Source organism: Nocardioides fonticola, assembly GCF_039536805.1.
Classification (GTDB): domain Bacteria; phylum Actinomycetota; class Actinomycetes; order Propionibacteriales; family Nocardioidaceae; genus Nocardioides; species Nocardioides fonticola.
The window spans coordinates 122,359-135,614 of record NZ_BAAAZH010000011.1; the positions used below are offsets into that span (position 1 = coordinate 122,359).

Annotated in this window: 14 protein-coding genes; 12 read left to right on the forward strand and 2 right to left on the reverse strand. The window is 73.6% G+C overall.

Annotated features, from left to right (window positions below; all coding sequences use genetic code 11):
- From ABD671_RS07370 to ABD671_RS07390, 5 genes are all read left to right on the forward strand, one after another.
- A partial coding sequence (locus ABD671_RS07370) for a hypothetical protein (RefSeq protein ID WP_344732641.1) occupies window positions 1-280 on the forward strand: 280 nt, incomplete at its 5' end.
- Window positions 277-789 carry a hypothetical protein gene (locus tag ABD671_RS07375; protein ID WP_344732643.1) on the forward strand — a complete coding sequence of 171 codons (513 nt, stop codon included), beginning with the start codon at window positions 277-279 and terminating at the stop codon, window positions 787-789. The genes ABD671_RS07370 and ABD671_RS07375, both read left to right, overlap by 4 nt.
- Window positions 786-1,277 (forward strand): hypothetical protein, encoded by a 492-nt coding sequence (locus ABD671_RS07380; RefSeq protein ID WP_344732644.1) that lies wholly within the window; start codon window positions 786-788, stop codon window positions 1,275-1,277. Before ABD671_RS07375 ends, ABD671_RS07380 begins: the two co-directional genes overlap by 4 nt.
- On the forward strand, window positions 1,270-1,824 hold the full coding sequence (locus ABD671_RS07385) for a hypothetical protein (RefSeq protein ID WP_344732645.1): 555 nt from the start codon (window positions 1,270-1,272) through the stop codon (window positions 1,822-1,824). Before ABD671_RS07380 ends, ABD671_RS07385 begins: the two co-directional genes overlap by 8 nt.
- Window positions 1,821-2,312, forward strand: a complete 492-nt coding sequence (locus ABD671_RS07390; RefSeq protein WP_344732646.1) for a hypothetical protein — start codon at window positions 1,821-1,823, stop codon at window positions 2,310-2,312. The genes ABD671_RS07385 and ABD671_RS07390 overlap by 4 nt, the downstream gene beginning before the upstream one ends.
- A 39-nt stretch (window positions 2,313-2,351) precedes the next feature.
- Here the strand turns inward: ABD671_RS07390 and surE are convergent, their stop codons facing one another.
- The gene (surE, locus tag ABD671_RS07395; protein WP_344732647.1) at window positions 2,352-3,140 is read right to left on the reverse strand and encodes a 5'/3'-nucleotidase SurE; all 789 of its coding nucleotides are present in this window, start codon (window positions 3,138-3,140) and stop codon (window positions 2,352-2,354) included.
- A gap of 244 nt (window positions 3,141-3,384) precedes the next feature.
- Here surE and ABD671_RS07400 point away from each other — a divergent pair, with 244 nt between their 5' ends.
- On the forward strand, window positions 3,385-5,124 hold the full coding sequence (locus ABD671_RS07400; RefSeq protein ID WP_344732648.1) for a PEP-utilizing enzyme: 1,740 nt from the start codon (window positions 3,385-3,387) through the stop codon (window positions 5,122-5,124).
- Window positions 5,125-5,348: 224 nt separating this feature from the next.
- Here ABD671_RS07400 and ABD671_RS07405 read toward each other — a convergent pair whose 3' ends face one another.
- Window positions 5,349-6,824 (reverse strand): AMP-binding protein, encoded by a 1,476-nt coding sequence (locus ABD671_RS07405; protein WP_344732649.1) that lies wholly within the window; start codon window positions 6,822-6,824, stop codon window positions 5,349-5,351.
- A 161-nt stretch (window positions 6,825-6,985) separates the two neighbouring features.
- Here ABD671_RS07405 and ABD671_RS07410 point away from each other — a divergent pair, with 161 nt between their 5' ends.
- From ABD671_RS07410 to ABD671_RS07435, 6 genes are all read left to right on the forward strand, one after another.
- Window positions 6,986-8,191 (forward strand): cytochrome P450, encoded by a 1,206-nt coding sequence (locus tag ABD671_RS07410; RefSeq protein WP_344732650.1) that lies wholly within the window; start codon window positions 6,986-6,988, stop codon window positions 8,189-8,191.
- Complete coding sequence (locus ABD671_RS07415) at window positions 8,184-9,617, forward strand: aldehyde dehydrogenase family protein (RefSeq protein ID WP_344732651.1); 1,434 nt, start codon at window positions 8,184-8,186, stop codon at window positions 9,615-9,617. The genes ABD671_RS07410 and ABD671_RS07415 overlap by 8 nt, the downstream gene beginning before the upstream one ends.
- A complete protein-coding gene (locus ABD671_RS07420) occupies window positions 9,614-10,438 on the forward strand; it encodes an SDR family oxidoreductase (RefSeq protein ID WP_344732652.1) in 825 nt (274 codons plus the stop codon). The genes ABD671_RS07415 and ABD671_RS07420 overlap by 4 nt, the downstream gene beginning before the upstream one ends.
- Window positions 10,435-11,934 (forward strand): pyruvate, phosphate dikinase, encoded by a 1,500-nt coding sequence (locus tag ABD671_RS07425; RefSeq protein WP_344732653.1) that lies wholly within the window; start codon window positions 10,435-10,437, stop codon window positions 11,932-11,934. The genes ABD671_RS07420 and ABD671_RS07425 overlap by 4 nt, the downstream gene beginning before the upstream one ends.
- Before the next feature lie 52 nt (window positions 11,935-11,986).
- Window positions 11,987-12,673, forward strand: coding sequence for a TetR/AcrR family transcriptional regulator (locus ABD671_RS07430; RefSeq protein WP_344732654.1), 687 nt, complete (start codon window positions 11,987-11,989; stop codon window positions 12,671-12,673).
- Window positions 12,674-12,723: 50 nt separating this feature from the next.
- On the forward strand, window positions 12,724-13,256 hold a 533-nt coding region (locus tag ABD671_RS07435), incomplete at its 3' end, for an ABC transporter ATP-binding protein (protein WP_344732655.1).

Genomic DNA, 13,256 nt, shown 5'->3' on the forward strand with positions numbered 1-13,256 from the left:
CACCCGGCGCGGCGCGTCGGCCTACGACTGCGGCCTGATCTTCCAGAGCCGTGCCGAGGACGCCGCCGTGGAGAAGGAGGCGCTCGCCACCCAGGTCGCGACCGCCCGTCGGCTCCTCGTGCCCGGAGCGGCCGAGGGCACCTCGCCCTACAGCCCGCTCGGACTCGGCACCTCCGACGGTCTCCCGGCGCTGCTCGGCGGCGTCCGCCTGCCGACGGCGGGCGCCGACTGGCGCGACATCCTGCTCGGCCCGCTCTCCCGGGCCGGCGGACGGTCGTGACCGCCGAGCTGGCCGCGCGCCTCGCTCCGCCCCAGCTCGGCGGGGCGAGGCGGCCGCGGCGCCGCACGCGCATCGCGGCCGTCGTGGTGGCGCTGATCGCGGTGGCCGCGGGTGCGCTCGCGGTGACCCGGCCGTGGAGCGGCGCCGACGACACCTACGCCGACGACGCCCGGGCGGTGACCACGCTCGCCGACACCCAGGTCCGTCTGCTGCTCCAGGTCGCCGCCGGCACGGCTCCCGACGACGCCGTCGAGCGGTTGACCGCCGGCGCGACGGGCGACTGGCGCGCCCAGGTGGGCGGCGGCCGGTTCACCCGCGCCGTCCGCGCCGGTGCCGTCGATCCGGGTACGGAGGTCTCGATCGACTCCGACGCGGTGGTCGGCGTGCGCGGCGAGGACGCCGAGGTGCTGGTGGCCGCCTCCTCGGGACGGCGGGCCTTCCTCTTCCGCGTGGGCCTGACCCGCGTCGACGGATCCTGGCGGGTCGCGACGATGCAGGCCGCCCGATGAGGCGCCTCGCGGTCGGTGCGGCGATCGTCGCGCTGCTGCCGATGCTCTCGGCCTGCGGGGGCGGCGACGACGACCTCGACGCCCGCGGCCGTGCCGACGTCCTGCGGGTCGCCACCGACCGCCTCGAGGCCCTCTTCTCCTACGACGCCGAGGGCCTGTCGGAGGACCTCGCCGAGGTCGACGGCCTGGTCACCGGCGACCTGCGCGAGGAGTACCGCGACGCGCTGTCCGGCGCCAGCGGGCGGCGCATCCGCAGCCTGGAGGCCAGCAGTTCCGCCACGGTCGTCGACATCGGTCTGGCCGACGCCGACGCCGCCCGGCCGGTGGTGCTGGCCTACCTGCGGCAGACGACCACAACGGCCGCCTCGCCGACGCCGGCGGTGCAGGTCACCGCGATCGAGGCCACGTTGAGCACGGTCGACGGGGCGTGGCGGGTACTCCGCCTGGAGCCCGTCGCGGGGAACGGAGCGAGCGATGACGATGACTGAACCCGGAACCGAGGCGAGTGCCCCCGAGGCCCCGCCGCCATCGGAGTCGATGCCCGCCCGCCGGTCGCGGTGGGTGGCCGCCCTCGTGGTCGTGGGCCTCCTGACCGCAGCGGCCCTCGCGGGCTGGGGCTGGCGGCAGGAGCAGCAGGCCGACGACCTCGCCGCACTGCGGGCCGAGCGCCAGACCGTGCGCACCACCGCCTCCGACGCCGCCGAGCTGCTGCTCGGCCTCGATGCGGCCACCGGCGCTGCGACGCTGGAGAAGCTGCGCGCGATGGCGACCGGCGGCTTCGCCGACCAGGTCGACACGTTGAGCAGCACGGTGGCCGGCGTGCTGAAGCAGGGCGACGTCGCCAGCCAGGGCACCGTCGCCTCGGCTGCGGTGGAGAAGCTCGACGCATCGCGGGCCACGGTGCTGATCGCGGCGACCTCGCTGGTCTCCAACAGCGAGCTCCCGCAGGGCGAGCTGCGCACGTTCCGGCTGGCCGTCGGCCTGGTCCGCGCTGGCGAGGTCTGGAAGGTCGACGACGTGGAGTTCCTCGGATGAGGGCCGGACGGATCGCCGCCGGCGTCCTCGTGCCCGCCGCCCTGGTGGCGAGCGGGTTCTACGCCGTGCACGGCCACGATCGCCTGGCCTCGGAGCAGCAGATCGCCGACCGCCGCACCTCGGCGGCCCGCGCCGCGAGTGCCGACGTGCCGGCGTTGCTGACCTACCGCGGCGACCAGGCGCAGGTGCGCGAGCAGATGGACGCCGCGCGGGCGCTGGTGACCTCCGGATTCCGCGCCGAGTTCGAGGAGCTGCTCACCTCGCTCGTCGAGCCGACCGTGGCCCAGAAGGGCTTCGCGACGACCGCCGAGGTCTCGCGCATCGGCGTCGTCTCGGGTGACGCCGATGCCGTGACGCTGCTGGTCATGCTCTCCCAGCGCACGAAGCGCCCCGGCGGGTCGCTCGGCGAACCCGTGGCGACGCGCGCCGAGGTGCGGATGGTGTGGTCCGACGGCCGCTGGTTGGTCGACGACCTCAAGCCGGTCTGACCGGCGACCTCGGCCCGACCCGGTCTGACGGCCGGGGGCTCAGCCCGCCGCGGCGAGCGCCGCGGCCAGCTCCGCCTCGAGGGCGGCGGCCAGGCCGGCCTCGTCGTCCTCGCCCACGGTGCCCAGGTTGCGCAGCGCGCTGACGGCGACGTACCCGCGGGAGAGCAGGTCGGAGTCGGTGTCCTCGCCGAGGCGGCTGTTCTGGGTGTAGCGACTGAGCACGATGGCGTCGGGCTCGTGCTCCAGGCGCAGCCCCATCAGGCCGCGCCGGGCCAGGGGTGCCATCCGGACGCCGTGGATGTCGGCGAGGTCGCAATCGGGCACGTTGACGTTGAGGGCGTCGTAGACGGGGTGCTCGGCGAACCAGTCGATGACGGCGACGCCCACCCGGGCCGCGGTGTCGAAGCGGTGGTCGGGCGGGAAGCCGCAGCTGAGCGCGACGCCGCGCAGGCCGATGGCGGTGGCGGTCAGGACGGCGCCGACGGTGCTGGAGCCGAGGATCATCCGGCCGGTGTTGGGGCCGGGGTTGATGCCGCTGACCACGAGGTCGGGCCGCTCGCCGAACAGCCCGCTCGCGGTGGCCAGCACCGCGAAGGCGGGCGGGGCGTCGACCGACCACACGGGGATCGCCGGCAGCTCCGGCAGCTCGACGGGCCGGCAGCCGACACGGGCGCCGTCCTCGAGCGTGCCCAGGGACGAGCCGCTGCCGCTGAGGTCGGAGCTCGGGGCCACCACGACCACGTCGTGTCCGTCGGCGGCCAGGGAGGCGGCGATCGCGTGGAGACCCTCCGAGGCGACGCCGTCGTCGTTGGTCACCAGGATGCGCATCGGTTCTCCTCGCCTCTGACCCGGGAACGGGTGGCTCGATTGTGACCAGACGATCACTCTTTGTCCAGTGCGGAGCGTCGACCGAAGGTGGGGCGGCGGCGGCGGGAGACTCCGTTGGAACTTCGTGATTGGCAGCACGTCACCCATTGACAGGTGACCGCGCTCACATCAACTATGTGAACCATCAGTCACTAACCCAGTCGCGGTCCGGTCTCGTGCCGACCGCCGTATCGAGGGGTCCCCCATGACGACCTGGCCGATCAGCGACCGCACCTCGGCGGTCTTCCCGCTCTACTCCCGCGCCAACGTGGGCGAGATCTTCCCCAACCCGATCAGCCCGCTCAACGCCTCCGCGGGGTTCCAGGCGAACCTCGAGCTCGGGTGGCGCGACGCGTTCGTGGCGTGCGGGGTGTGGGACCACGATCTGTACGACGACGCCACCGAGATGAACATCCTCCCGGCGTTCGGCAGCTACCTCTACATCAACATGTCGCTGATGCGGCTCTTCGGCATCCGGGTACCGGGGATGTCGGCCGAGGCGGTCGACCTCCAGTACTTCGGCGACATGCCGGGCATCCCCAGCTACGAGAGCGAGGCCCGCGACTTCGACGTCAACGAGGCCTTCGAGGCCACGGCCGGCGCCTGGCTGATGAACGAGGTGCTCGGCGCCACCGACCTGGCCGCCTACGACGCCGACCGGGCCGAGGTCGAGGCGATCCGGGCGAGCCGTCCCGACCTCGCCACGCTCTCGGACCGCGAGCTGTGGGACCGCATCCTCTCCTTCGACGTCCTGCTGCGCCGGCTCTTCAAGCACCACATCGAGGCCAGCCTGAAGTCCGGCGTCGGCCTGGGTGCTGCGGCCCAGCTCGCCGAGGCGGTCGGGCGCCCGGAGATGGCGCTCGCCCTCGTCAGCGGCATCGGCGAGGTCGACTCCGCGGGTCCGTCCCTGGGCATGTGGGCGCTGAGCCGCCTGGCACGCGACGCCGCGGTCGCCGCCGCCTTCGACGCCGGCCTCGACGGTCTGCACGACCGGCTGACCGCCGCCACCGACGAGGCCTCGCAGCAGTTCGCCAAGGAGCTCGGGGAGTTCCTGCACCGGTGGGACTTCCGCGGCCCCTCCGAGTGGGAGATCCGGGCCGTCACCTGGGGTGTCGACCCCGGCATGGTGCTCGCCACCATCGACCGCATGCGCCACGTCGGCGACGACCAGGCGCCCGAGGCGAAGAACGCCGAGCGGGTCGCGCAGCGCGAGGCCGCGGCCACCGAGATGCGCGCCATGCTCGCCGCCGACGCCGAGGCGCTCGGACAGTTCGAGGTCGTCCTCAACGCGGCTGCGCTGTGGCTGCGCGGTCGCGAGCGTGGCCGCACGACCGCCGCGATGCTGATGCACGAGCTGCGGCTGCCGGCCCTCGAGCTCGGCGAGCGCGCCGTCCGGGCCGGTCACCTCGCCACCCGCGAGCAGATCTTCATGCTCTTCAAGGACGAGATCGACGGCTTCCTCGCCGACCCGGCCGCCTTCAGCGCCACGCTGGCCGACCGGGAGGCCTCCTACCTCCAGCTCTTCTCGAAGGTGCCGCCGTTCGTGGTGGTCGGCGAGGCGCCGCCGCTCTCGGAGTGGGAGACCGCCGGCTCCTCGGTGGGTGCCGTCGTCGGCGTCGGCGACGTCATCGAGGGCGTCTCGGGCTGCAACGGCGTCGTCCAGGGACGCGCGCGGGTGATCCTCGACCCCGACGACCCGCGCGACCTCGAGCCCGGCGAGATCCTCGTCGCGCCCATCACCGACCCGTCGTGGACGCCGCTCTTCGTGGCCGCCGCCGCGGTCGTCGTCGACGTCGGCGCGCCGTTCTCGCACGCCGCGATCGTGAGCCGCGAACTCGGCATCCCGTGCGTCGTCTCGGCCACGCAGGCGACCACCCGCCTGCGCGACGGCATGCTGCTGGAGGTCGACGGCACGAAGGGCACCGTCACGGTGCTCGAGGCCTGAGCGCCCCACCCCGACTCGGGGCGGTCCATCCCTCAGGGCTTCCGCCCGGATCGCTCAGGGAGAGAGAACGGGCCGCCGGATCATCGCGATCCGGCGGGCCGTTCCCGTGTTGCGGGGGCGGGCTCAGCGAGCCGGTCCGGTGGCCGGTACCGGGTGGGCGTGCTTCTCGCCGGGTCTCGCGGCTCGTCGCCGGGGCTCCTCGCACCTCGACCATCGAGGCAGGCTCAGCCCTCGGCGACGTACCGCGCCCGCAGCGCCCGCTTGTCGAGCTTGCCGGTCTCCAGCCGTGGGAGGCGTTCGACGATCTCGACCAGGCGCGGGGCCTTGAAGCCGGCGAGTCGGGCGCGGCAGTGGGCGACGACCTCCTCGCCGAGCGTCGTGGGGTCGGCGTCGGCGGCCGGCTCGACCACGGCCATCACCTGCTCGCCGAAGTCGGGGTGCGGCACGCCGAACACGGCCACGTCGGCGATCTGCGGCATGGCGCCGACCACGGCCTCGATCTCCTCGGGATAGATGTTCACCCCGCCGGAGACGATCATGAAGGTGGCCCGGCCGGTCAGGTACAGGTAGCCGTCGTCGTCGAGGCGTCCCATGTCGCCCATGCCGCGCAGCGGCGCGTCGGGCTCGGCGCCGAAGCACACGCGTCCGACCGTGCCGGTCGGCGCCGGAGCGCCGTCCTCGTCGGTGATGACCACGCGGGTCGTGCCGAGCGGCCGGCCGACCGACCCGCGCCTCTCGGCCGCCTCGGCAGGCGAGATGTAGGTGTGCCCGTAGCCCTCCGAGGCGCCGTAGTACTCGTGCAGGATCGGCCCCCACCACGCGGTGACGGCGTCCTTGAGCTCCGGCGGGCACGGGGCGCCGGAGGTCACGGCCACCCGATGGGACGGCGCCCGCCCACCGCGCTGCTCCTCCGGCACCGCGAGCAGGCGACTGAGCATCGTCGGCACCCACTGGGAGTGGGTGACCTCGTGTCGCCCGATCGCCTCGATCGCGCGGACGGCGTCGAAGGATTCCAGGCACACGACGGTGCCGCCGACGCCGAGGGTCATCAGCTGGAAGGTGAACGGTGCCGCGTGGTAGCTGGGCGCGGGGGAGAGGAACCGGATGCCGGCCTCGATGCCGAGCCGCTCGGCCAGATGCGGGTGGCGCTTGGGTGCCTCCCGCGGGTGCACGCCGAGCAGCGGCTGGCGGTAGGCCTTCGGGCGGCCGGTGGTGCCGCCGCTGAAGAGCACACGCGCCCCGAGCAGCTCGCGCGCGATCGGGGTCGCCGGTGCGGCGGCGAGCAGGCTTTCCAGATCGAGTGCGCCGTCGGCGGGACCGTCGACCACGAGCACGTGCGGCGTCGCGGGGACGGCGTCGAGCGCCGCGAGGAGCCCCGGCAGCAGCTCGCCGCAGGTGACGATCGCCGCGGGTGCGGCATCGGTCAGCAACGGCACGAGCTCGGCGGTGCCGAGGTGCCAGTTCACCGGCACGACCTGGAGGCCCGAGCGCATGCCCGCGGCGACGACGATCGGCCAGGCCGGGCCGTTGGGGAGCAGCAGGACGAGCGCGTCGCCGGGGGCGACGCCGAGGTCGCCGAGCGCGTGGGCGCAGCGGTTGGACCGCTCGTCGAGCTCCCCGAAGGTGAGGCTGTGGCCCGAGCCGGCCATGACGTAGGCGGTGCGGTCGGGGGCGTGCTCGGCGATGTCGGGCGGGTACACGGCACCTCTCGGGTCGGTGGGAACGACAGCACCCTGGTTTGCGACTGTGCAGTCGCTTATGGACGGTAGCGAGTCCCGGGAGAGTGCGCCAGTAGGGTTCCCAAGGAATGTGACGTGCGCTATAAAGTGACGTATCAGTCGCAAACCGGATCGGGAGAATCATGTCCACCAGCGTGTCGCCCCTCGACCTCATGGACCTCGCCCCGTTCGAGCAGGGGCGCGATGAGGAGATCTTCGCCCACCTGCGCGACCACGCCCCCCTGCACTGGAACGACGAGCCCGACGGGCCCGGCTTCTGGTCGGTGACCCGGCATGCCGACGTCAAGGCCGTGGCCGGCGACGCGGCGTCCTTCACCGTCACCCACGGCACCCAGATCGCCAGCCGGCGCGCGGAGGGCGAGGGGGCGCGCAGCATCCACCACGTCGACCCGCCCGAGCACGGCCCGCTGCGCCGCATCGCCGCCTCCCAGGTGCGGATGACCCAGGTGCGCAAGCTCGAGCCCGACATCCTCGCCGTCATCGACGACCTCCTCGACGAGCACCTCGGTGCCGGCGAGTTCGACCTGGTCGCGAAGATCTCCAGCCAGCTGCCGCTGGTCATGATCGGCCGCCTCCTCGGAGCGCCCCTCGAGGACTGCCCGCACCTGCTGCGGTGGACCAACCAGATGGCCAGCGAGGACCCCGACTACTCCGAGGGCCCCGAGACGGCCGTGCGGGCGCGCGATGAGGTCTTCGGCTACTTCCGCGAGCTCGAGGAGCAGCGCCGCGCCTGCCCGGCCGACGACCTGGTCAGCGTGCTCACCGCCGCCGACATCGACGGTCAGCCGTTGAGCCGCGGCCACCTCGACGCCTACTACCTGATCCTCATGGTGGCGGGCAACGAGACCACCCGGAACCTCATCAGCGGCGGCACGCTCGCCCTCCACGAGCACCCCGAGGCGCTCGCCGCCCTGCGCGCCGACCACGCCGGCGTCCGCCTGGCCGTGGAGGAGATGGTGCGCTGGGTGACCCCGGTGCTCTCGATGCGCCGCACCGCCACCCACGACCTGGAGATGCACGGCCGCACCGTGCGAGCCGGCGACAAGGTGGTCATGTGGTTCGCCTCGGCCAACCGCGACCCCCGCGCCTTCGAGCAGCCCGAGCGCTTCCTCGTCGACCGCCACCCCAACGAGCACCTGGGCTTCGGGTGGGGCGACCACGCCTGCCTGGGCTCCCACCTCGCCCGCCTGGAGGCGAACCTCTTCTTCACCCGGCTGCTCCAGCGCGACCTGCACCTCGAGGTGGTCGGCGACCCCAGCCGCCTGCGCAGCAACTTCTTCCGCGGCATCAAGAAGCTGCCGGTCCGCCTGGAGAAGCGCAGTGGCTGAGACGCGACACCTCGGGCGGGCGACCGCCCACCTCGACGGCGTCGCCGTCGAACTCCCCGGTGACGGCGTTCCGCTGGTCTCGCCCTGGAGCGAACAGACCGTGGGCGAGGTGCCCGAGGCGGCCGACCTGGTCGACCTCGCCGTCGTCTCCGCCCGGCGCGCACACGAGCAGCTCGCCGACTGGACGCCGTCCCAGCGCGCCGACCTGCTCGAGCGCTGGGCCGACCTCATCGAGCGCGACACCGAGCTCCTCGCCGGTCTGGTGAGCACCCAGATGGGCATGCCGATCACCCTGGCCCGCGCCACCCAGGGCGACCTGCCCCCGCGGGTGCTGCGCGCCAGCGCCGAGGCCGTGCGCCGGCTGGCCTGGGAGGAGGAGCGCGACGGCGCCCTGCTGCTGCGCCGCGGTGCCGGGGTCGTCGGGGCGATCACCCCGTGGAACATGCCGGTGCACCAGATCGTGGCGAAGGCGGCGGGTGCGCTGGGCGCCGGCTGCGCGATGGTGCTCAAGCCGTCGGAGCAGACGCCGTTCGACGCCGTCCACCTCGCGCACCTGCTGCTGGAGGCGGGCGCGCCGGTCGGCACCCTCAACGTGCTGCCCGGCACCGGCCCGGTCACGGGCGCCGCGCTCGTCGCGCACCCGGGTCTCGCCCGCATCTCCTTCACCGGCAGCGTCGCCGCCGGTCGGCTCGTCGCCGCAGCGGGCGCCGCGACCCTCACCCCGTGCACCCTCGAACTCGGCGGGAAGTCGCCGGCCGTCGTGCTGCCGGACGCCGACCCGGCCACCGTGCTGCCCCGCGTGCTGGCCAGCGGCCTGGTGAACTCCGGGCAGGCCTGTAACGCCACCACCCGCCTGCTCCTGCCCGCCGACCGGGTCGAGGAGGCCACGGCGCTGCTGCCGTCCCTGGTCGCCCAGCAGGTGCTCGGCGACCCCGGCGAGCCGGCCACCACCCAGGGACCCCTCGTCACCGAGCAGCATCGTGAGCGGGTGCTCGCCCACATCGACGACGCCATCGCCGCCGGCGGCCATCTGCTCACCGGCACCGGCAAGCCGGTCGGCGGACCCGACCACGGCTTCTTCGTCGAGCCCACCGTCATCACCGGGCTGGGGCGCCAGGCGCGGGCGGTGCAGGAGGAGATCTTCGGGCCGGTGCTGGTCGTGCAGACCTACACCGACCTCGACGACGCGCTCCACCTGGCCCACGACACGCCCTACGCGCTGTCGGCCGAGGTGTGGGGCGCGGACGCCGACGCGGCGTCCCGGTTCGCCCGCCGACTGCGCACCGGACAGGTCAAGATCAACGGCGTCCGCACCCGCGAACGCCCCGGCGTCCCCTTCGGCGGCTCGGGAGCCTCCGGCTACGGACGCGAACTCGGAGAACACGGAATCGTGGAGATGTGCGAGATGACAGCGGTGATGGCATGAGCGAGAGCACCCGGCACGACCTGGCGACCGCACCGATCGTGGTCACCGGCGCCGCCTCCGGCATCGGGCGCGCACTCACCGAGCAGCTGCTGGCCGCGGGTCGCACCGTGCACGCGCTCGACCGCGTGGCCTGCCCCGTCGACGGCGTCCCGACGACGCTGTGCGACCTCGCCGACCCCGCGGCGATCGCCGCCGCCGTCGCCGAGCTGCCGCCCACCATCGCCGGCCTCGCCTCGGTCGCGGGCGTTCCCGGCACGGCCGACCCGCGCGTCGTCCTGCTGGTGAACCTGCTCGCCCCGCAGCTGCTGGCCGGACACCTCGCCGACCGGCTCGCCGAGGGCGGCGCGATCGTCAACGTCTCCTCCATGGCCGCCCACCGCAACGCCGAGACCGACGAGTCCGTCGAGGAGCTGCTCGCCGCCACCACGGTCGAGGGCATCGAGGCCTGGATCGCCGCGCGCGGCATCGGCGGACCCGCCGCCTACGACACCTCCAAGCACGCCCTCAACCGCGCCACGCAGCGGCTCGCCGCGCGCCTGGTCGGCGTCCGCCGCCGGGCGCTCACGGTGAGCCCCGGCCCGGTGCAGACGCCGATCCTCGGCGACTTCCGGGTCAGCATGGGCGAGGAGTCGATCGACCGCGCCGAGCGCGCCGTCGGTCGCCACGCCACCGCCGACGAGGTCGCCGCCGTCGTCGGCTTCGCCCTCAGCCCGCAGGCCACCTGGGTCACGGGCATCGACATCCCCGCCGACGGCGGACTCGGCGCGGTGCGCGCCGCCGCCACGGCCCCCGCCCCCCAGACCGCAGGAGCTCCGGCATGACCGACCGCGCCACGACCGCCGCCGTCCTCGATCTCGACGGCACGCTGCCCGACGACCTCGCCGGCAAGGAACTCCTCGGCGGCAAGGCCTACAGCGTCCACCGCATGCGGGCCCTCGGCCTGCCGGTGCCGCCCGCCTTCGTGCTGCCCACGCCCGTGTGCGGCGTGTTCCACGACAACGGCCGGGCCCTGCCCGAGGAGATCTGGGACGACGTCGTGGCCGCCGTCGGCCGCCTCGAGCAGGCCACCGGCCACACCTTCGGCGCCGGCCCCTCCCCGCTGCTGGTCTCGGTGCGGTCGGGTGCCGCGCAGAGCATGCCCGGGATGATGGACACCGTCCTCAACCTCGGTCTCACCGCCGAGCTCGTCGAGGTGCTGGCCGAGCAGACCGGCGACCGCGCCTGGGCCGAGGACACCTGGCGGCGCTTCCGCGAGGGCTACGCCACCACCGTCTGCGGCGACGAGCACGCCGTCCCGCCCACCGACCCGTGGGAGCAGCTGCGCGCGGCGATCGGTGCCGTCTTCGACTCCTGGACCAACGAGCGCGTGCGGGCCTACCGCGCACGCCACCAGCTCGGCGAGGGCGGCGGCACCGCGGTCACCGTGCAGGCGATGGTCTTCGGCAACCGCGACGAGCAGTCCGCCACCGGCGTCCTGTTCAGCCGCGATCCCAGCACCGGCGAGCCCACGCTCTACGGCGAGTGGATGGCCCAGGCCCAGGGCGAGGACGTCGTCGCGGGCACCAGCACGCCTGAGCCCCTCGCCACCCTCGGCGAGCGCTGGCCGGCGCTGGGCGCGCAGATCGCCGAGATGGCCGCCCGCCTCGAACGCGAGCACCGCGACCTCGTCGACGTCGAGTTCACCATCGAGAGCGGCACCCTCTACCTGCTCCAGTGCCGGGCCGGGAAGCGCTCGGCCCTGGCCGCCGTCCGCATCGCCGCCGACCTCGTCGCCGAGGGACTCATCGCGCCCGCGGAGGCACTGAGCCGCGTGAGCGCCGACCAGGTCGCCGCCGTGCGGGAGGTCGCCGCCTCCGGCCCGGTCGGCGACGTGCTGGCCCGCGGCTCGGCCGCCGGCCCGGGCCGTGCGAGCGGCGTCGCGGTGAGCGACGAGGACGAGGCCGGTGCCCTCGCCGACGCCGGCACCCCCTTCGTGCTCGTGCGCCACGCCACCGAGCCCGAGGACGTGCCGCTCATGTTCGAGTCGGTCGCCGTGGTCACCGAGGTCGGCGGGGCCACCTCGCACGCCGCGCTGGTCTGCCGCGAGATCGGCCTGCCCTGCGTGGTCGGTGTCGGCGAGGGCACCATCGCCGGCCTCGTCGGGCGTCTGGTCACCGTCGACGGCACCACCGGCGTCGTCGTGGAGGGGGAGCAGGCGGCCGCAGCGGACGACGTCCCCGCGGCCGAGAACCCGCATCTCGCCAGCCTCCTGGCCCTCGCCGCCGAGCACGCCGAGGCGGGCGCGCACCTGCGCGACGCGCTCGCGGTGACCGGATGACGGGGGCCGCTAGGCTCGTCCCCGGCGGGTGCTGTGACGGCGGAGGTGGAGCATGACGAACGCCGAGCAGGACGCGCTCATCACGGCGATGTTCACCGACACCGGGCTGGCCGAGGCCGAGGTTCCGGCGAAGCGGCCGAACAAGCGCGGCGAGCAGACCCGTGAGCGCATCGTGCGCGCCGCGACCGAATGCTTCGCCGAGTACGGCTACACCCGCACCCGCATCTCCGACATCGTGCATCGCGCCGGCACCGCGCAGGGCAACTTCTACCGGCACTTCACCTCGCTGGACGACGTGTTCCTCGCCGCGATGAAGCCCGGCCTGGAGGAGCTCGCCACCGCGTCGCGACGGCGTCCCGGTCACGGCATCGACCGTGCGGCGCTCATCGACGTCCACACCGACTACCTGACGACCTACGCCCGGCATCGCCACATCCTGCGGCTGCTGCGTGAGGCGGCCGCCTCCAGCGAGAACGACGGCTTCCTCCAGCTGTGGCTGCGCATGCGCGGCGACTTCGTCGGCCGCACCCGTCGGTGGCTCCAGCGCCTCACCGAGTCCGGCGACCTCACCGGCCTCTCCGAGGCCGAACTCGACCTGCTCGCCGAGGCCCTCGGCTGCTTGACCGAACAGCTGGCCTACGTGCACGTGGGCCTGCCCAGCGCGACGCCGCGGCGTGAGCGCATCGAGGAACTGGGAGCCGCGCTCGGCGACTCCTGGTACCGCATGCTGCGACCCTGACCGGGTCGCTCCCTCCCTCTCTCCTGCGTGACCCCGGAAGGTGCAGTGCCATGGGTGTTGAGATCAAGGTCGATGACCTGACGAAGAGCTTCGGCAAGCAGTTGATCTGGGGCGGGGTCACCTTGACCATTCCCGCTGGTGAGATCTGCGTGATGCTGGGCCCCTCGGGTACGGGCAAGTCGGTGCTGTTGAAGACCATCATCGGGTTGCTCAAGCCCGACCGCGGGTCGATCGTGATCGAGGGCACCGACCTGGCCTCGTGCAGCGAGAAGGAGCTCTACGAGATCCGCAAGCTGTTCGGGGTGTTGTTCCAGGACGGTGCGATGTTCGGGTCGATGAACCTCTACGACAATGTCGCGTTCCCCCTGCGGGAGCACACGCGGAAGTCCGAGAGCGAGATCCGTCGGATCGTGATGGAGAAGATGGATCTGGTGGGTCTGCTGGGGGCTGAGGACAAGCTGCCCGGTGAGATCTCCGGTGGTATGCGCAAGCGCGCGGGTCTGGCGCGGGCGTTGGTGTTGGATCCGGAGATCGTGTTGTTCGACGAGCCCGACTCGGGTCTGGATCCGGTGCGCACGGCGTT

Bases quoted from the DNA above. Each gene is read 5' to 3' on its own strand.
- ABD671_RS07380 (WP_344732644.1), top strand. From the start codon at position 786: ATGAGGCGCCTCGCGGTCGGTGCGGCGATCGTCGCGCTGCTGCCGATG.
- ABD671_RS07410 (WP_344732650.1), top strand. From the start codon at position 6,986: ATGTCCACCAGCGTGTCGCCCCTCGACCTCATGGACCTCGCCCCGTTC.
- ABD671_RS07385 (WP_344732645.1), top strand. From the start codon at position 1,270: ATGACTGAACCCGGAACCGAGGCGAGTGCCCCCGAGGCCCCGCCGCCA.
- ABD671_RS07420 (WP_344732652.1), top strand. From the start codon at position 9,614: ATGAGCGAGAGCACCCGGCACGACCTGGCGACCGCACCGATCGTGGTC.
- ABD671_RS07400 (WP_344732648.1), top strand. From the start codon at position 3,385: ATGACGACCTGGCCGATCAGCGACCGCACCTCGGCGGTCTTCCCGCTC.
- ABD671_RS07390 (WP_344732646.1), top strand. From the start codon at position 1,821: ATGAGGGCCGGACGGATCGCCGCCGGCGTCCTCGTGCCCGCCGCCCTG.
- ABD671_RS07425 (WP_344732653.1), top strand. From the start codon at position 10,435: ATGACCGACCGCGCCACGACCGCCGCCGTCCTCGATCTCGACGGCACG.
- surE (WP_344732647.1), bottom strand. From the start codon at position 3,140: ATGCGCATCCTGGTGACCAACGACGACGGCGTCGCCTCGGAGGGTCTC.
- ABD671_RS07430 (WP_344732654.1), top strand. From the start codon at position 11,987: ATGACGAACGCCGAGCAGGACGCGCTCATCACGGCGATGTTCACCGAC.